Source organism: Streptomyces spinosisporus, assembly GCF_022698145.1.
GTDB classification, from domain to species: Bacteria; Actinomycetota; Actinomycetes; order Streptomycetales; family Streptomycetaceae; genus Streptomyces; species Streptomyces spinosisporus.
This window is the reverse complement of record NZ_JALDAX010000014.1, coordinates 39,653-56,423: the sequence shown is the minus strand read 5'-3', so window position 1 is coordinate 56,423 and position 16,771 is coordinate 39,653. Positions and strand designations below refer to the sequence as shown.

The 16,771-nt window shown below is 68.6% G+C and carries 17 protein-coding genes and 1 pseudogene; 9 read left to right on the top strand and 9 right to left on the bottom strand.

Going from position 1 to position 16,771, the window contains the following annotated elements; translation table 11 throughout:
- Positions 1 to 16 precede the first annotated feature (16 nt).
- The gene (locus MQN93_RS30690; RefSeq protein WP_242712108.1) at positions 17 to 238 is read left to right on the top strand and encodes a hypothetical protein; all 222 of its coding nucleotides are present in this window, start codon (positions 17 to 19) and stop codon (positions 236 to 238) included.
- 132 nt (positions 239 to 370) lie between these two features.
- Here the strand turns inward: MQN93_RS30690 and MQN93_RS30685 are convergent, their stop codons facing one another.
- Positions 371 to 1,567, bottom strand: coding sequence for an exo-alpha-sialidase (locus MQN93_RS30685; protein ID WP_242712107.1), 1,197 nt, complete (start codon positions 1,565 to 1,567; stop codon positions 371 to 373).
- Between the two features lie 402 nt (positions 1,568 to 1,969).
- Here MQN93_RS30685 and MQN93_RS30680 point away from each other — a divergent pair, with 402 nt between their 5' ends.
- Positions 1,970 to 2,995 (top strand): LacI family DNA-binding transcriptional regulator, encoded by a 1,026-nt coding sequence (locus MQN93_RS30680; protein WP_242712106.1) that lies wholly within the window; start codon positions 1,970 to 1,972, stop codon positions 2,993 to 2,995.
- Between the two features lie 337 nt (positions 2,996 to 3,332).
- On the opposite strand, the gene dmpG is transcribed toward MQN93_RS30680, so the two are convergent.
- From dmpG to mhpD, 3 genes are read right to left on the bottom strand one after another with little or no spacing between them, the layout of a single operon-like run.
- Complete coding sequence (gene dmpG / locus MQN93_RS30675; RefSeq protein WP_242712105.1) at positions 3,333 to 4,346, bottom strand: 4-hydroxy-2-oxovalerate aldolase; 1,014 nt, start codon at positions 4,344 to 4,346, stop codon at positions 3,333 to 3,335.
- Positions 4,343 to 5,290: an acetaldehyde dehydrogenase (acetylating) gene (locus MQN93_RS30670; RefSeq protein WP_242712104.1), complete on the bottom strand. Its 948-nt coding sequence runs from the start codon at positions 5,288 to 5,290 to the stop codon at positions 4,343 to 4,345. The genes dmpG and MQN93_RS30670 overlap by 4 nt, the downstream gene beginning before the upstream one ends.
- The gene (gene mhpD, locus MQN93_RS30665) at positions 5,283 to 6,125 is read right to left on the bottom strand and encodes a 2-keto-4-pentenoate hydratase (protein ID WP_242712103.1); all 843 of its coding nucleotides are present in this window, start codon (positions 6,123 to 6,125) and stop codon (positions 5,283 to 5,285) included. Before mhpD ends, MQN93_RS30670 begins: the two co-directional genes overlap by 8 nt.
- A 105-nt stretch (positions 6,126 to 6,230) precedes the next feature.
- Between mhpD and MQN93_RS30660 the strand changes: the two genes are divergently transcribed.
- Complete coding sequence (locus tag MQN93_RS30660) at positions 6,231 to 6,959, top strand: IclR family transcriptional regulator (RefSeq protein WP_242712266.1); 729 nt, start codon at positions 6,231 to 6,233, stop codon at positions 6,957 to 6,959.
- A 52-nt stretch (positions 6,960 to 7,011) separates the two neighbouring features.
- Here the strand turns inward: MQN93_RS30660 and MQN93_RS30655 are convergent, their stop codons facing one another.
- The 3 genes from MQN93_RS30655 to MQN93_RS30650 form a co-directional block, all read right to left on the bottom strand.
- Positions 7,012 to 8,265 (bottom strand): MFS transporter, encoded by a 1,254-nt coding sequence (locus MQN93_RS30655; RefSeq protein ID WP_242712102.1) that lies wholly within the window; start codon positions 8,263 to 8,265, stop codon positions 7,012 to 7,014.
- Positions 8,266 to 8,516: 251 nt separating this feature from the next.
- Positions 8,517 to 8,708, bottom strand: a complete 192-nt coding sequence (locus MQN93_RS44270) for a hypothetical protein (RefSeq protein WP_308404443.1) — start codon at positions 8,706 to 8,708, stop codon at positions 8,517 to 8,519.
- Complete coding sequence (locus MQN93_RS30650) at positions 8,672 to 8,926, bottom strand: SpoIIE family protein phosphatase (RefSeq protein ID WP_308404442.1); 255 nt, start codon at positions 8,924 to 8,926, stop codon at positions 8,672 to 8,674. The genes MQN93_RS44270 and MQN93_RS30650 overlap by 37 nt, the downstream gene beginning before the upstream one ends.
- Positions 8,927 to 9,150: 224 nt before the next feature.
- Here MQN93_RS30650 and MQN93_RS30645 point away from each other — a divergent pair, with 224 nt between their 5' ends.
- The 4 genes from MQN93_RS30645 to MQN93_RS30630 all read left to right on the top strand — a co-directional run bounded on the left by MQN93_RS30645 (position 9,151) and on the right by MQN93_RS30630 (position 12,815).
- Complete coding sequence (locus MQN93_RS30645) at positions 9,151 to 9,912, top strand: NAD(P)-dependent oxidoreductase (RefSeq protein WP_278191373.1); 762 nt, start codon at positions 9,151 to 9,153, stop codon at positions 9,910 to 9,912.
- Between the two features lie 216 nt (positions 9,913 to 10,128).
- A complete protein-coding gene (locus tag MQN93_RS30640; protein WP_242712100.1) occupies positions 10,129 to 10,404 on the top strand; it encodes a hypothetical protein in 276 nt (91 codons plus the stop codon).
- 87 nt (positions 10,405 to 10,491) lie between these two features.
- On the top strand, positions 10,492 to 12,138 hold the full coding sequence (locus tag MQN93_RS30635; protein ID WP_242712099.1) for a molybdopterin-dependent oxidoreductase: 1,647 nt from the start codon (positions 10,492 to 10,494) through the stop codon (positions 12,136 to 12,138).
- A gap of 119 nt (positions 12,139 to 12,257) precedes the next feature.
- Positions 12,258 to 12,815, top strand: coding sequence for a COG4315 family predicted lipoprotein (locus tag MQN93_RS30630; RefSeq protein WP_242712098.1), 558 nt, complete (start codon positions 12,258 to 12,260; stop codon positions 12,813 to 12,815).
- 150 nt (positions 12,816 to 12,965) lie between these two features.
- Here the strand turns inward: MQN93_RS30630 and MQN93_RS30625 are convergent, their stop codons facing one another.
- The gene (locus MQN93_RS30625; RefSeq protein WP_242712097.1) at positions 12,966 to 13,646 is read right to left on the bottom strand and encodes a TetR/AcrR family transcriptional regulator; all 681 of its coding nucleotides are present in this window, start codon (positions 13,644 to 13,646) and stop codon (positions 12,966 to 12,968) included.
- 104 nt (positions 13,647 to 13,750) lie between these two features.
- Here MQN93_RS30625 and MQN93_RS30620 point away from each other — a divergent pair, with 104 nt between their 5' ends.
- Positions 13,751 to 14,716, top strand: coding sequence for an NAD(P)-dependent alcohol dehydrogenase (locus MQN93_RS30620; RefSeq protein WP_242712096.1), 966 nt, complete (start codon positions 13,751 to 13,753; stop codon positions 14,714 to 14,716).
- A gap of 150 nt (positions 14,717 to 14,866) precedes the next feature.
- On the opposite strand, the pseudogene MQN93_RS30615 reads toward MQN93_RS30620, so the two are convergent.
- Positions 14,867 to 15,250, bottom strand: a pseudogene (locus tag MQN93_RS30615) (membrane dipeptidase); the annotation flags it as partial.
- A gap of 256 nt (positions 15,251 to 15,506) precedes the next feature.
- Here MQN93_RS30615 and MQN93_RS30610 point away from each other — a divergent pair.
- The gene (locus tag MQN93_RS30610; protein WP_242712095.1) at positions 15,507 to 16,733 is read left to right on the top strand and encodes a cytochrome P450; all 1,227 of its coding nucleotides are present in this window, start codon (positions 15,507 to 15,509) and stop codon (positions 16,731 to 16,733) included.
- The last annotated feature ends 38 nt before the right edge of the window (positions 16,734 to 16,771 follow it).

Sequence of the window (16,771 nt, the reverse complement as noted above, 5' to 3'; positions counted from 1 at the left end):
CACGACCCGGGCTCTCGTGCGTGAGGCCGACACGCTGCTCGTTCGCGGGCCGGCTCGGGCGCTGGCACCCGTGGACGACGCGGAGATCTGGCTGCGCGTGACCGTGATGGCGAGCGCGCTGGTCGGTCTCGCGGCAGACGCGTTCCACCCGATGCTGGAACTGGCAGCCACGGCGGAGCCCCTGCGAGAGCGGCTGGTCGGTGTCCTCGCGCAGCTCGCCTGCGGCCCCCGCAAGTGATCAGGGGCGAGACGTACGACCGCTTTGCCGGGGCGACCTGGGCCGGCAACCCGGCAGGGATGTCCGCATGGTTGAGGGCCTGGTACGACGGCTCCCGTCGTACCAGGCCGGAGTGGGGGAGCTTGGGCGAGGTCAGGTTGCGGGGACGGTCGTAGTGGCGAAGTAGGGCTTGCAGGTGCTGCCGGCCCAATCCGTGGCGATCTCCAGCAGGCTGTTGCCGTCGGCCGAGGGCAACAGAGCCGAGCTGTAGTTGGGGCAGTAGTCGACGACCTTCGACTCGACCGTCACCGGCGCTGCGATCTCGCGCCAAGTCCCGCTGCCACCTGCGCTGTTGACCCATACGGTCCTGCCGCTGCCGGCGGCAACCGATCCGTCCTTGTTGTAGAGGACCTGTCCGACCAGGAAGAGCCGGCCGAGCGGATTGCCGGCCTGGGGCGCCCAGGCCACGGTCGGGGCGTGCTTGAAGTACTTGCCGTCGGACGTCTCCGGCCTGTAGCCGAGGGCGGCTCCGCCGCTCCAGTCCCAGCCGTCGGGCGAGGTCCGGTAGTGCACGACACACTGGTACTGCCCCGAGGCCGAGCAGATCTCGTACGACATGAAGTAGGTGCCGTTGCCGAGCTTGCGGACGACCGCCATGCCGGGGCGGTCGGTGGCGAGCGAGCTGATGACGGTGGCGTGGTGTCCGGTCCAGGTCTGGCCGTTCGAGGTGCGCGCGGCCATCAGCTTCTGGCTGTGGGCGGGGTCGGTCTCGTCCGAGTAGTGCGCGACGAGATGACCGGAGGAGTCGACGGAGAACTCGGGTTCCCACAGTCCGCCGGTGCTGCCCGCGGTGGCGATGGTGGAGAGATAACTCCACGTACGCCCCACGTCGTTGCTCTTGAAGACACGCAGCGCCATGCGCCGGTCGGCTTCGTCCTGACCGACCGAGGCAGCCCAGAGCAGCGTGCCCGCGGGAAGGCTGCCGACCTGCTGGGGAAGTTCGAAGAGGGTGGAGCAGCAGAGCCCCTGTCCGTTCGCCGCCTCCGGATCGCCGACCGTGCCGACCTGATGGAAGGAAGCGCCGGAGTCGGTGCTCTCGTAGATGGCCCCGAGTCCGTTGTTCCCGGAGAAGGTGACGACGGAGGACAGGATGCGGCCGTTGGCGCTGCCGTTGTGGGCGAGCCGGATGGCCCGCGGATAGAGGCCGGTGTCGTCGCGCAGCACGTTGCCGGTGGCGGCGCCGGCCGACCCGGTCTGCACGGTGATGAAGGCCGCCAGCAGCGCGACCACAGCGGAGAAGAGTCCCGCCAGACGCAGCGGGCGTAGGAATGTGGGGGGTCTTGCCGGCATCGGAAACTCCCGTCGGGTGCAGGGTTCGATCTGTTCGCTCGGAGCGGGCCGTCCCATGAGGCGGCGGGGAGGGGACGTTGCGCCCGTGCGGCCTCGCGGGGACGCGACGCCCTCCGTGTCAGGAAGTGGGGGGTACGACGTTGTAATACGTGGCCGGGTCGGGCGCCGATGGTGCCGTGCGGAGGCGGTTACAACGTTGTATCGCCGCGAAAATGTGGCGTCAACACCTGAGAACCAACTGCCTGTTGAACCCTGTGCGGCCACGTTCAGGTCATGTCGCCTGTGCGGGACGGGCAGTGTTGCAACGTTGGAATGTGCCCTACCCTGGCTACCAGGCCGAACCACCGTGCGGAGACGGCCTACGCGGAAGTGGACGCACGACCTGGGGGAGGGGCGGAGGCCATGGCAGGCGCTCGTCTCAAAGACGTGGCCGAGCGCGCCGGCGTGTCGATCAAGACCGTCTCGAACGTCGTCCGGGGCGAGGCCCGTGTCGCGGAGCAGACCCGGCAGCGGGTCCTGCGCGCCGTAGCTGAACTCGGCTATCAGCCCAACGCCTCGGCGCGTCATCTGCGCACCGGTCGCAGCGGCATTATCGCGCTGGCGGTTCCCGAACTGGTCGCGCCGTACTTCGCGGAGCTCGCCGCGGAAGTCATCGCGGCGGCCAAGAAACGCGGTTGCACCGTACTCATCGAGGACACCGGCGGCGACCCGGAGGAGGAACTGCGCATCGCCTGCGGGCTCAGCGACCCCCTCATCGACGGCGTGCTCCTCAGCCCGCTGCGCCTCGACGAGACGGTGCTCGCCAACCGCGGGCGCCGAGTTCCCCTCGTACTCCTGGGCGAGCAGTCCTACAAGATTCCCGCGGACCACGTACTGATCGACAACTCCGCTGCCGCGCGGGAGGCGACTGAGCATCTGCTGCGGATCGGGCGGCGGCGCATCGGTGTCATCGGCCAGCCGCCGGACCGGGCCCACGCGACCACCGTGCAGCGCATGCATGGCTACCTCACCGCACTGCATGCCGCAGGCGTGCCGCACGACCCCCGACTCGTCCCGGAGACCCACAAGTTCACCCGGGCCGACGGCGCCGCCGCCATGCGGGCACTTCTGGCACTGGAGGAACCGCCCGACGCGGTCTTCTGCTTCAGCGATCTGCTCGCCTCCGGCGCGATGCGTGCCGCGTACGAACACCGGCTGCGGGTGCCAGGCGATCTGGCGATCGTCGGATTCGACGACATCCAGGAAAGCCGTTACAGCGTGCCGTCACTGACCACGGTCTCGCCGGACAGACGGGAGATCGCCGAGTTGGCGGTCGGCGCCGTCCTCGACAGGATCACCCACGAGGCGGAGGCTCCGTACACGCGGCTCACTGCGGGGTACGAACTGGTGGTGCGGGAAAGCACGGATCCACACATCCGCGAGACGTAGAACGTTCGACGAGTCATGAGACTCCGCATCTTGTACCGCACCGTCATCACCACCGGTGCTTTTCTCCTCCTGGGAGCGACAACGGCTCCTGCGAGGGCATGGGGGCCAGGAAGTGACATGCGGTTTCGCAGTCGAGTGCCGTCCCTCTACGCCGCGCGTGGACGGACTCCTCCGGCTGGGCCTTGAGGAGTTGCGAGGGTCGAAGCCTGCGATGCGGACGGGCGCAGTCGTTCGGGCCCGGATGCCTCCCCCCACGGGAGCATCGGGGCCCGAGTACTGTGCGCGGCACTTTTGGAGGAGCCGCGTAGCCTCCTACGCGGCAGGCCTCCCTGGTTGTTCAGGCACGGGCCGCGGCGGCGAGGTCCAGGGCGACGTCGGTGATCATGTCTTCCTGGCCGCCGACCATGCCACGCCGCCCGACCTCCACGAGGATGCTCCGGGTGTCGAGGCCGAAGCGTGCCGCGGCTGCCTCCGCGTGCCGCAGGAAACTGGAGTACACGCCGGCGTATCCGAGGCTGAGGGTCTCGCGATCCACGCGGACTTCCCGGTCCTGCAACGGCCTGACCAGGTCATCGGCCGCGTCCATCAGCGGGAAGAGGTCACAGCCGTGCTCCCAGCCCATGAGGTCGGCGACCGCGATGAAGGCCTCCAGCGGACAGTTGCCCGCCCCCGCGCCCTGACCCGCGAGGGAGGCGTCGACTCGGACGACACCGTTCTCGACGGCGACGACCGTGTTGGCGACCCCCAGGGCGAGGTTGTGGTGGGCGTGGATGCCCATCTCCGTGGAGGGGTCGAGGACGTCGCGGTAGGCCTCGAAGCGCTCCCGCACGCCGTCCATGGTCAGCCGTCCGCCGGAGTCGGTGACGTAGACGCACTGGGCGCCGTAGGACTCCATCAGCTTGGCCTGGCGGGCGAGTTCGGCGGGCTCGGCCATGTGGGACATCATGAGGAAGCCCGCCACGTCCATGCCCAGTTCCCGGGCGGCGCTGATGTGCTGGGCGGAGATGTCCGCCTCGGTGCAGTGCGTGGCGACACGCACGGACCGGATGCCCAGGGCATGGGCCTGGCGCAGATCATGCAGCGTGCCGATGCCGGGCAGCAGCAGCGTCGTCGGGACCGCTCGCTCGGTGACGTCGGCGACCGCCTCTATCCACTCCCAGTCGGTGTGCGCACCTACGCCGTAGTTGATGGAGGAGCCGGACAGCCCGTCGCCGTGGGCGATCTCGATGGCGGCGACACCGGCGGCGTCCAGGGCGCCGGCGATGGCCCGGGCCTGGGTCACGGTGTAGCGGTGGCGGATGGCGTGCATGCCGTCCCGCAGGGTCACGTCCTGCACATACAGACCGGTCATCGGGTGTGCCCTTCGGTGCGGTGCTCGGCGATGCGTTCGGCTGTGCGCAGCGCGGCGGACGTCATGATGTCGAGGTTTCCGGCGTAGGAGGGCAGGTAGTGCGCCGCTCCCTCCACCTCCAGGAACACGGACACCTTGGTCGGGTCGCCCGTCACGTTCGCCGGCAGCAGGGAGCGCAGGGGGTCGTCGCCGGTGACCGATTCGAACTGAACCTTCTGCTTGAGCCGGTAGCCGGGTACGTAGGCCTGGACACGGCCGACCATGGCCTCCACCGACTCGGTGATCGCCTCCGTGTCTGCGTCCGAGACCAGGCAGTGCACGGTGTCGCGCATGATCAGAGGCGGTTCGGCCGGGTTCAGGACGATGATCGCCTTGCCCCGCGCCGCTCCGCCGACCTTCTCGATGGCGGAGGACGTGGTCTCGGTGAACTCGTCGATGTTGGCCCGGGTGCCGGGGCCGGCCGAACGGGACGAGATCGAGGCGATGATCTCGCCGTAGTGCACGGGTGTGACGGCACCCACCGCGGCGACGACCGGGATGGTCGCCTGGCCTCCGCAGGTGACCATGTTGACGTTCTGTGCTGCGAGGTGCTCGTCGAGGTTCACCGGCGGCACCACGTACGGACCGACCGCCGCGGGCGTCAGGTCGATCACCGTCCGGCCCAGCTCGCGCAGGACCTCGTCGTGATGCCGGTGGGCTCCGGCGGACGTCGCGTCGAAGACGAAGTCCACGCCGGCGAACTCGTCCATCTTGACGAGTCCGTCGATGCCCTCGTGCGTCGTGGCGACCTTCAGCCGCCCGGCACGGGCCAGGCCGTCCGAGTCCGGGTCGATGCCGACCATCGCCGCCATCTCCAGACGCTCCGACAGCCGCAGGATCTTGATCATGAGGTCGGTGCCGATGTTGCCCGACCCGATGACGGCTACCTTGGCGCGGTCACTCATTGCTTCCACCTTCGCCGGCGGGTTCGGGGGCGAACCGGACGGACACATCTCCCAGTCGAGAGATCGAGGCGGCGAACACATCACCCGGCGCGGCTGCGACCATGGGCCCGAGTGCACCCGTCAGGACGACGTCCCCGGCCCTCAGCGGATCACCCAGTTCGGCCAGCGTGCGCGCCAGCCAGAGCGCTGCGTTCAGCGGACTGCCGAGGCAGGCGGCGCCGGTGCCCTCGGAGGCCACGTCGCCGTTCTTCGACAAGCTCATGGAGACGGCGGCCAGATCCACCTCGTCGAGGCTTACGCGCTGGTCTCCGAGTACGTAGAGGCCGGAGGAGGCGTTGTCCGCGACCGTGTCGACGAAGGTGATGTCCCAGTCGGCGATGCGGCTGTCCACGATCTCCAGGGCGGGCAGCGCGTACTCGGTGGCGGCGATCACGTCGTCGACCGTGCAGTCGGCGTCCGGGAGATCGGCGTTGAGGACGAGGGCGACCTCCGCCTCCACCTTGGGCTGCAGCAGCCGGCCGAAGGGAACCCGGCCGTCCTGGGGGAGCACCATGTCGGACAGCAGCGCGCCGAAGTCGGGCTGATCGACGCCGAGTTGACGCTGTACGGCCTCCGAGGTGAGACCGATCTTGCGTCCGACGAGACGGTGTCCCTCGGCGATCCGCCGCTCGTTGTTCAGCCGCTGGACGGCGTAAGCGGTGCTGATGTCCCCCGCGGAGACCAGGCTCCTGATCGGGGGACACGACTTCCCGCTCGCGGCAGCGTCCGCCAGCAGGTCCGCGACCTCCTGAACGGCGGTGGGGGATTCGGAGACAGGAGGGGTGGGACGAGACATACGGGGACCTCCGCGAGCAAGGTTGGAAGGGCTCCTCAGATATAGAGGCCCTGTTCTTCATGTGCCAAAGTTCGTTCCATGTCACGGAACAGCACGACGGGCAATATGCTCGACAAGGCGGCCTTGATCCTGGACGCCTACCACCCGTCGGGAGGAGAGCTCCGCCTCTCGGAACTGGTGGCGCGCACCGGACTGTCCAAGACCACGGCGTTCCGGCTCGCCGGGAATCTCGTTCGGCTCGGTTTCCTGGAACACGCCGGGGAGCACTACCGGCTCGGCAACCACCTGTTCGAACTGGGTTCCCTGGTCTCCCGGCGACTGGACCTGCGTGAGACCGCGCTCCCCTTCCTCCAGGACCTCTACGAGAGCACGCGCCAGACCGTGCACTTCGGCGTGCGGGACGGCTTCGACGTCGTCTACGTCGAACGCATTCACGGCCATGACTCACTGGCGCTCCCGTCGCGCATCGGCGGGAGACTGCCACTGAGCTGCACCGCGATCGGCAAGGCCCTCCTCGCCTTCTGCAAGGAGGAGACCTGCGACCTCGACACACGGGAGTTGCCGCGGCTCACCCCGTACTCGATCACCGATCCCGTGGCCCTGCGCACCGCGCTGGAGCAGGTCCAGGTGTCCGGTCTGGCCTACGAGGAACAGGAGGCGGCCGTCGGCGTGAGCTGCATCGCCGCGCCCGTGTTCGCCGGGGCCACGGTCGTCGCGGCCCTCTCCGTCGCGGTTCGCCAGCAGCAGTTCCGGCCGGCCCACCTCGCACCGGCTGTACGGACGGCAGCACTCGGCCTGTCCCGGGCACTGCGCAACGGCGTGACGTCCGCATGAAGCCACAGCCTCGCGCAGGATCACGCCGTCACGCCGTCACGCCGTCACGCCGTCACGCCGTCACGCTCACCGGGGCTTCCGCCGTGGTGCGGACCCGCTCTCCCACGATGAGGAAAGCAGTGGCTGCGGCGCCGACCAGGGCGGGTATCGCGAAGAAACGGAACATCGACTCCGGGGCCCACCCGGCGTCCAGCAGGTGGCCTGCGAGCGTCGGGGCGAGCACGGCGCCGAGTCGGCTCACGGCAACGGCCATGCCGAGTGCGGTGGTGCGGGATTCGGCCGGGTACATGCCCGGGATGATGACGTTGAGCCCCGACACCGAGCCGTTGAGGAAGAACCCGACGAATGCGGCGACGACCAGTGCGCCGGCCAGGGTCCCGAGCGTCGTCGAGAAGAGAATGAGCGCGAGTGCCGCGACGCCGAAGTAGGCGGCAGTCAGCCGGCGGGTCTCGAAACGAGAGATCAGCAGCGCCAGCGCCACGGCGCCCGAGACACCGCCCAGGCCGAAGAGCACGCCGCCGAAGATGCCCTGCTCAGCGGAGAGACCGGCCTTGAGCAGCAGGGCGGGTGTCCATGAACTCGCGAAGTAGAACGCTGTCATCGCGGCGGTGAGGGCAAGCCAGACCAGGACCGTCCGCAGAGCATTGCGGCCGTAGAACAACGACTTGACCGCGACGTTGGGGGTCACGGCCTTCTGGGGCAGTGCGTCGACCCGGGAGTGCCCCATGGCGACGAGCATCCGGTTGAGCTTGGCCAGAGCGTCGCGGGGCCGGCTCGCGATGAGGTAATCCATGGACTCGGGCAGGAGGCGCAGGCCGATCGTGAAGAGCAGTGCGGTGGCGATGCCTCCGACGAGGAACACGGGTCTCCAGCCGAACGGTGGGACCAGGAAGTAGGCCAAGAGTCCGGCCGCCACCGAGCCGAGACCGTAGCCGGTCGTGATCAGAGCGACGACCAGTCCTCTGCGCCTGTGATTCGCGGACTCGGAGGCGAGTACGGGCAGACAGGCGGCCATGATCCCCACTGCCGTGCCGGTCAGCACCCGGCAGATGAGCAGCTGGTCGAAGTTCTGCGAGGCGGATGCCCCCAGCATGCCCAGCGAGGCCATCACCAGGCTCGCGAGGGTCAAGCGGCGGCGCCCGATGCGATCGGCGAGCGGGGCGACGCAGAGCGCCCCGAACGCCATTCCCGCCAGCCCGCTGCTGAGCAGAAGGCCCACCTTCGACGAGGACAGGCCCCATTCCTTACCGATCGCCGGTCCGACGAACGAGGTCGCCAGGAGGTCGAACCCGTCCAGCAGGTTCATCGTCAGACACAACACGACTGTCCGGATCTGCACCCTGCTCATTGGCGCTTTTTTGACCTGCTCGAGAACGCTCATGGAGTACCTCGCTTCGCTGCGACGTCAGGAAAGGCCTTCTTCAAAAAGGGCCTTTGAGCTGCGGTTGAACGTGCAGGAGGGCATACGCCTGCTACCCAGGTCGGCCCTGTATGTAGCGTTCACTCTACGGACGGGGTGGGAAGTTGACCAGATTCCGGTCAAGGTTTTCCCAGCGCTCACATATCGGCAGGAAGCGCCTGCTCACACCAGATGACCTTGCCGTCCGCGAGCCGTAGCTGGATCGGAGTGCTGCCGTACAGGATGGCGTTCGTGATCAGCTCGCTGACCACTAGCTCGGTGACGAATCCGGCCGATTCGCAGCCCCAGTCGCTCAGTTGACGGACGACCTGTGCGCGGGTTCCCGGCACGGCAACAGGGTGGCGACGGCCTCGTCGCACAGGGCGTCCGGCGAGGCCTGCGCGCCTGACAACTCGCCCAACAGCCGTTCGAGGCCGCTGCCCACGTCCTGCTGCCGGGACTCGATCAGACCGTCGGTGTAGAGCGCGAGGAGGCTGCCCTCCGGCAGTTCCACCTCGTACGACTCGAACGGCAGACCGCCCAGGCCCAGGTCGCCGGGACGCAGCACGAAGATGTCACCCCCGGCTACCTGCTGTACGCCGCTCGCGCGCTGGCGGCATGGTGGCTGGCCGTCCCCTCGATGGTCGCGCTCATGTTGGGCGACGCTGCGGGGGACCCGCCCGGCGACCGCCGCCAGGTGCTGGCCGACCTCGTCCGCGCCGCCACGAGGCCGCAGCGCTGAGCCTGCGGTAGGCCGAACGATCGCGCAGGGGTCCTTGGCGGCAGAACGTTCTGTCTTTACAGGCGCGAAGAGATTCGCTAGCCACGGTACTTCCCGGCCCCGCCGAGGTGTCCACCGTGATCGATGACGGCGTCCTTGAAGTACTGGCCGACGGTGCCACGTGGATCGACATGACGAGCAACACGGCGACGGCCGCGGCCCCTTGCCGAGAGAGGGCGATCGCGCTGGGCAGGGGCGTGTTGGAGGCGCCCATGGGAGGCTCGCCCGCAGATGCCGCGGCAGCACGGCTGCGGCTCTTCGTAGGCGGTGACGCCGACCTCCTCGCGCACCGGCGCCCTCTCTTGTCCCTCCTCTCCGACCGCATCACGCACATCGGCGGCCACGGAGCCGGCTACACCGCCAAGCTCCTGGTCAACCTCCTGTGGTTCAACCAGGCCACTGCAACCGCGGAAGCTCTCCTGCTGGGCCAACGCGTCGGCATCGACCTCGGTGTACTCGCCGAAACCCTGGCGGCGGGCCCCGCGTCTTCCTCGTTCATCCAGAACGACCTGCCGTCCCTGCTGGACGGCGACTACCTCGCCAGCTACGGCCTCGACCGGATCCTGGATCAGCTGACCGCCGTCACGACGCTGGCCGCAGACGTCGGTACTCCGCACGCCCTCGCGGACACCGTCCGAGGCATTCACCAAGCGGCACTTGAGCGCTACGGCGCGGTGGATGGTGAACTCCTGGCCGTCGCTCTGCTCGAAGAGAAGGCGGGAGCGCTGCTGCGTCGTCCGCCCGCGCGCGCCGCGGACACCGGCACGTCCTGAGGACGCGGTGGGGGATCGGCGCGATCCTACGGGATTAGGAGAGAACGTTCTTTCTTGACAGGTGTGGAGAGAACCGTGATGCTAGGTAGAGATAGAACGTTCAGTCTAACCGGAAGTCCACGGTCCCTCCGAACGTGCCCGCGCGCGGACGAAGCCGACCGTGGCATCACCTGACGAGTCGCCCCTCTCTCGTCGCCATCGCGCAAAGGGATCATCGTGACCACCCTCGACTCGCCCGCCGCTGACCCAGCCGCGGTCGCCGACGGACTGGCGCCAACTCCGCGCCGGCCGCATCTCGTACGGTTCGCATTCGCCGGCCAGTGGCCGATGATGCTCAGCGGTGGCATGTCCGTGCTGGTCGGGGCGCAGTTCATGGTGAGGGCGTCCGCCTCGGGTCCGAGGCTGACCCATGTCGGCGGCTACGCCGTTCTCGGAGGGGTCTCCTTGCTCGTCTCGGCGCTGCGCCTGGGCCGCCTCAGTCAGGCGGCCTGAGATGACCACGTCTTCGTACGTCGTCGCCGACCTCACATCAACCGGCCGGGTCCTCCCGTGCCGTGTCACTACCTTGACGGAGAACACATGACCGAGCAGCAAACCGGCGGTGCGGAGGGCGGGGCGGCAGACAGTCCCGCGCCGGATCCGGAGGAAGAGGAGGCACAGCAGGGCGTAGTGTCCATCTCGCCCAGGACACGCGGGGCATCCCGCCTCGGAGGGATCGCCCGCGGGGCGCTCATCGGCCTGGTGGCCGGTGGCGCGGGGCTCGCGGTCGGTGAACTGGTCGCGGTGGTCACGGGAGAAGCGTCCGCGCCCGTGACAGCGGCCGGGAACTGGGCGATCAGCATCACGCCCACATGGCTCGAGCAGTTCGCGATTCGCAACTTCGGCAGCAATGACAAGACCGTGCTGCTCATCGGCGTCTACACGACGCTGGCGTTGCTGGCGGCCATCGACGGTGTCCTGGCCCGCACACGGCTGATCCTTGCCGGCATTCTGACCGCGGTATTCGGCGTCGTCGGTGCGACCGTCGCGGTCACGCGACCGGTCGCGGAGACGAGTTGGCTGCTTCCCTCGCTGCTCGCCGGACTTGTCGCGGCGGCGGCCCTGTGGTGGCTGACGGTCATGTCGCTGAAGGAATCGGACTCTGCCGCCAAGCAGACCGAGAGGCGCCGATTCGTCGTCGGCACGCTGGGCACGGCCGTGGGCGCGCTGGCGGTCGGATACGGCGGCAACGCGTGGATCAAGAAGCGCTACAACGTCGCCGACGCGCGTGCGAAGGTGGTGCTGCCGAAGCCCGCGAAGGTGCTGCCGAAGCCGCCCGCCTCGGTCCACCCGAAGGTGCCCGGGCTCGGACCGTTCTTCACCCCGACCTCTGAGTTCTACCGTGTCGACACGGCGCTCGCGCTCCCTCATGTGGACCCGCGGGACTGGAAGTTGAAGATTCACGGCATGGTGGACCGCCCGTTCGAGATCACCTTCGACGAGCTGCTCTCCTACAGGTTCGAGGAACACGATCTGACCCTGACCTGTGTGTCGAACGAGGTGGGCGGACCGTACGTCGGCAACGCGCGCTGGCTCGGCACGCCGTTGGCGCCGCTGCTGCGCCGCGCCGGCGTCCAGCGCGGGGCGGACATGATCCTCTCCAAGTCGGTCGACGGGCTGACGATCGGGTCGCCGGTCGAAGCGGTGCTCGACGGCAGGCAGGCGATGCTGGCGGTCGCGATGAACGGTGAGGCGCTGCCGGTCAAGCACGGCTTCCCGTGCCGGATGCTGATTCCTGGTCTGTATGGATACGTCTCGGCGACGAAGTGGGTGACCGACCTGGACATCACCACGTTCGCCAAGTCCGACGCGTACTGGACGCCGCGTGGCTATTCGCCGGAGGCTCCGGTCAAGACCGCGTCCCGCATCGACGTACCGAAGAGCGGGGCGACGGTTCCGGCAGGGACCGTGGTGCTCGCCGGTACGGCCTGGGCCACCCACCGCGGCGTCGCCGCCGTGGAGGTGCAGATCGACAACGGGCCCTGGCGGGAGGCGAAGCTGGCGGCGTCGGACACGCCGGACACCTGGCGGCAGTGGTCGTACGAGTGGGCGAACGCGCCCAAGGGCTCGCACAAGGTCAAGGTGCGCGCGACCGACGGGACGGGCGCGGTGCAGACGTCGGCCGTCCAGGGCGTGGTGCCGAACGGCGCCACGGGTCACCACAGCATCACCGTCAAGGTTTCCTGACCGGGGCCCTTCGGGCCCGCAGACGCCCATGGGCTAGCGAGACAGAATGTTCGGTCTTGACTCTGACCCAGAGGCGCATTATGTTCCATGTGTATCGAACGCTACATATAAGGGTGATCATGCTTCACAAGACTTCACTGCGGACGATCGGCCTCAGCCTCTCCCTCGCCGCCTTGGCGACGTTCGCGGCGGCGTGCAGCAGCTCCGACGACTCCTCGTCCTCCGATGCGAAGAAGTCCTCCGCGGCGACGACTTCGGCCGGGTCCGACTCGAAGACGGCCTCGGCGGCGCCGGACTCGGCCGACTCGGGGTCGAAGCTCGTCCTGAAGACCGCGAAGGGCAGCGCGGGCATCTGGCTCACCGACCCGGCCGGACGCACGCTGTACCTGAACACCAAGGACAAGAAGACGGCGTCCAACTGCTACGACGCGTGCGCCAAGGAGTGGCCTCCGCTCACGACGACCAAGCCTGTGACCGTGACCGGCAAGTACACCGTGCCGAGCAACGTCGGCACCATCACGCGCACGGACGGCACGAAGCAGGTCACCTACGGTGGGCACCCGCTCTACTACTACAAGGGCGACACCGCTCCCAACCAGATCAAGGGCCAGGGCGTCGACGGCAAGTGGTTCCTGATCGGACCGATCGCCAACATCATGAACGGCTCCAAGCCGTAAGCATTCCGAAGGCCGTTGCGACGAGTCGGCTCCCGCCGTGGTGCGATGTTCCTCCACGGCGGGAGGGGCGAACCACCGGTGCAGTGACCGAGAATGACGGGCGGAGAGTTGCCAGGGCTGCTGACCTGGGGACGTCTCCGCTGCTCCGTGTCAGGACCCGGAGGGTCGATGCCCCCGGGTGTCGCCGGCCGCCAGCGGGAGGTCGCGCAGTGACAGCGTGCTCGGCGTGGGCAGTGGCTCGTGGGCCGCATCCGCGCGAAACGACTGGAGCAAGTACGCCACCAGGCGCCGGGACGCCGCGCTGTCACCCGGCAGTGCGGTGACCAGACTGCAGTGAGCCAACAGGCCCACGGCAAGGTCCGACGGGTGGAAGTCGGCTCGCAGTGTGCCAGCCGCCTGAGCCCTGCGGATCAGGGTCACCAGCTCCCGCTCGATCCGCTCGCGCACGTCCGCGTGTGCCTGCGTGCTGTCCGGGAAGGCCGCGAGGAACGCGGCTGGGAAGCCCCGTTCCTCCCGCTGCACTTCGCAGACCGTCTCGACCAGCCGCTGGAAGCCCTGCCACGGATCGGGGTCGGCCAGCGCCTCGGTGAGGGTTTGGGCGCACGTGTCCATCTGGTGCGCGAACGCGGCCCGTACGAGGTCGTCCCGCGTCGGGAAGCGCCGGTACAGCGTGGCCACACCGACCCCCGCACGTCGCGCCACGGTCGCCATGGGCGCGTCGATGCCGTGCTCCGCGAAGACCGCGCGGGCTGCCGAGAGGATGCGCTGCAGATTGCGCCGGGCGTCGGCCCGCAGATGGTCCTGCTTCGCGATCCGAGAGGATTCCGGCACCGCTTCTTCTCACCTCCGCCTAAGTGGACGGCATCGTCCGTTTACCAGCCTACGCTGGGCGAACGATCTCCGCAGCCACTGGTGACGAAGGTGAGAACGCAACGATGAGCGACCGCACGATGAAGGCCGTACTGTTCGACCGCTACGGCGGGCCGGACGTCCTGTATGTGGGACGGGTGCCGCGTCCCGAACCGGGGCCCGGCGAAGTCCTCGTGCGCGTGCGTGCGTTCAGTGTCAACGGCAGCGACACGACGGTCCGTTCCGGTGGGTTCCGGCTCGTCACCGGCCGCAAGTTCCCGCAGCGCGTGGGACTGGACTTCACCGGTGAGGTCGCAGCCCTCGGCACCGGCGTGACCGGTGTCGCGGTCGGCGAACAGGTGTGGGGCTTCCTGGGCCGCTCCACTTCGGGCAGCGCCGCCGAGTACGTGGCGGTACGGCCCGGGCAGTTCGGCCGTGTCCCGGACGGGCTGGACATCGTGGAGGCCGTCGCGCTTCCGGTGGTGGCCACCACGGCCGTCACGGCCCTGCGCGACAAGGCCGCCCTGCGCCCCGGCGAACGGCTGCTCGTACGGGGCGCGGCGGGTGGCGTCGGCAATGCCGCCGTCCAGCTCGGGCAGGCGTACGGTGCCGAGGTCACCGCCATGGCCCGCGCCGCCAACCTCGATTTCGTCCGTGCACTCGGAGCACAGCACACCATCGACCACCGGACCGTGCAGCCCGCGGAATTGGGGCTGTTCGACGTGGTCCTCGACGCAGCGGGCAGCGATCTGCCCACCGTACGGCGGATGTTGAAACCCGGCGGACGCATGGTTGCCGTCGCCGTCGACATGAAGCGGCCCGTCGCCTCGCTGGGCTACATCGCGGCCAGCTCGGTTCACGGACGGGGTCGGGTGCGCTTCTTCAGCGGCAACCCCGGGCGTGCCCAATTTGACGACCTTGCCCGCCAGGTGACGGAGGGAAAGCTGCGGCCGGCGGTGGACAGGATCTTCCCGCTGGAGGAGACAGCGGCGGCACACCGTGCACTGGAGGCGGGCGGGGTGCGGGGAAAGTACGTGGTCAGGATTGATTGACAGGAGTGGGTCCAGTCGGCGGTCATGTCCGTCACTGTGAGCGACACCGGCGGTCGGCCAAGAAGGACTTGGCCGGCCGCCCTTTTCGGCTGAGTCGTCGTGGCATCCCGAACCAGCGGCGTTGCGCTGGTTGTACGTGAGCAGCATGGTCCGGACACCGAGGTCGTAGTAGGTCTGCACGGTGTCGATGCGCCCGCCCAGCGGGCGCGTGTCCTCAAGATCGAACGCGATCGCGAGACGCCCGGTGGCCTTGGCGCGGCGAACGTCGTCGGCCGAGTCGGCCATCACGTAGCGGTCAGGGTTCGTGAGCACGTGACGGCGGAACGCGGACAGTACCTTGATCGTGTCGGCCACGTCGTGGGGCGCGTAGCCCACGTTCACCGATACGAAGGAGGCGCCCGCTTCGGCGTAGCGCCACAACGCGTCGACGCGGGTGTCCGGGTCGAGCGGAAGGCAGCAGTGCTGCTCCCACACCAGCGCTCGGGCGTACTCGGCCGGGAAGCCGGGCAGTGTCGTCGTGTGCTCCTGATTCATGGATCTCCCAGAGCCGAAAGGCGGGTCTCGGCCGAATGCCAGGACCACGGGGAACGGCGGGCGAGCGTCAGCTGTCGTACGGCCGAGGGCACTCGGTCGACAGATGTCGTGGTGGCCGACGAGACACGAGGCCCGAGCCGGCTGCACGGAGCACCGTTGCCTGCACTCTGAACTTCGGCCAGGAATGGCCGTGTTTAAGCCATCGGAAGATCATTAATGTGGTGTCTGAGCGTCGGCATCTACTTCGAGGAGTCCCGTGTCCGCTGCCCCGCAGGTTACTGACATCCTTTCGCCCGAATTCGCCACTGACCCCTACCCCGCCTACGCGGCGATGAGAGAGAAAGAGCCCCTGATCTGGCACGAGGCGACCCAGAGCTACATCATCTCCCGTTATGAGGACGTCGAGCGCGTCTTCAAGGACAAGAAGGCCGAGTTCACGACCGACAACTACAACTGGCAGCTCGAGCCCGTCCACGGCAAGACGATCCTGCAGCTCAGCGGTCGGGAACACGCGGTGCGCCGGGCGCTGGTCGCCCCCGCGTTCCGGGGCAGTGAGCTGCAGGAGAAGTTCCTGCCGGTCATCGAGCGCAACTCGCGCGAACTGATCGACGCCTTCCGGCACACCGGCTCCGCCGACATCGTCCACGACTACGCGACCCGGCTCCCGGTCAATGTCATCGCCGACATGCTGGGCCTGGACAAGGCCGACCACGCCCGCTTCCACGGCTGGTACACCGCGGTCATCGCCTTCCTCGGCAACCTCTCCGCGGACCCGGAGGTGACCGCGGCGGGCGAGCGCACGCGGGTGGAGTTCGCCGAGTACATGATCCCGATCATCCGCGAGCGCCGCGACCACCTCGGGGACGACCTGCTGTCCACGCTCTGCGCCGCCGAGGTCGACGGCGTCCGGATGAGCGACGAGGACATCAAGGCATTCTGCAGCCTGCTCCTCGCGGCCGGCGGCGAGACCACCGACAAGGCGATTGCCAGCATCCTGGCCAACCTGCTCATGCACCCCGAGCAGTTGGCGGCGGTGCGCGAGGACCGCAGCCTGATCCCCGCCGCGTTCGCCGAGACCCTGAGGTACACCCCGCCCGTCCACATGATCATGCGTCAGGCGGCCACCGACGTACAGGTCTCCGGCGGCACCATCCCGGCCGGAGCGACAGTGACGTGCCTCATCGGCGCGGCCAACCGCGACGAGGAGCGCTACCGCGACCCCGACCGGTTCGACATCTTCCGCCAGGACCTCACCACGACCTCGGCGTTCTCGGCCGCCGCCGACCATCTGGCCTTCGCACTGGGCCGCCACTTCTGCGTCGGTGCGCTGCTGGCCAAGGCGGAGGTCGAGACCGGCGTGAACCAACTGCTGGACGCCATGCCCGACCTTCGTCTCGCCGACGGCTTCGACCCGGTCGAGCAGGGCGTGTTCACTCGCGGCCCGCAGTCGCTGCCGGTGCGTTTCACCCCGAGCACCGTCTGAGCTGACCCACACGGCCTGCGCGGGAGCAGGCAGAACTC

Excerpts from the sequence above, each read along its gene's own strand:
- MQN93_RS30685 (WP_242712107.1), bottom strand. The coding sequence starts at position 1,567 with ATGCCGGCAAGACCCCCCACATTCCTACGCCCGCTGCGTCTGGCGGGA.
- MQN93_RS30680 (WP_242712106.1), top strand. The coding sequence starts at position 1,970 with ATGGCAGGCGCTCGTCTCAAAGACGTGGCCGAGCGCGCCGGCGTGTCG.
- dmpG (WP_242712105.1), bottom strand. The coding sequence starts at position 4,346 with ATGACCGGTCTGTATGTGCAGGACGTGACCCTGCGGGACGGCATGCAC.
- MQN93_RS30670 (WP_242712104.1), bottom strand. The coding sequence starts at position 5,290 with ATGAGTGACCGCGCCAAGGTAGCCGTCATCGGGTCGGGCAACATCGGC.
- mhpD (WP_242712103.1), bottom strand. The coding sequence starts at position 6,125 with ATGTCTCGTCCCACCCCTCCTGTCTCCGAATCCCCCACCGCCGTTCAG.
- MQN93_RS30660 (WP_242712266.1), top strand. The coding sequence starts at position 6,231 with ATGCTCGACAAGGCGGCCTTGATCCTGGACGCCTACCACCCGTCGGGA.
- MQN93_RS30655 (WP_242712102.1), bottom strand. The coding sequence starts at position 8,265 with ATGAACCTGCTGGACGGGTTCGACCTCCTGGCGACCTCGTTCGTCGGA.
- MQN93_RS30635 (WP_242712099.1), top strand. The coding sequence starts at position 10,492 with ATGACCGAGCAGCAAACCGGCGGTGCGGAGGGCGGGGCGGCAGACAGT.
- MQN93_RS30630 (WP_242712098.1), top strand. The coding sequence starts at position 12,258 with ATGCTTCACAAGACTTCACTGCGGACGATCGGCCTCAGCCTCTCCCTC.
- MQN93_RS30620 (WP_242712096.1), top strand. The coding sequence starts at position 13,751 with ATGAGCGACCGCACGATGAAGGCCGTACTGTTCGACCGCTACGGCGGG.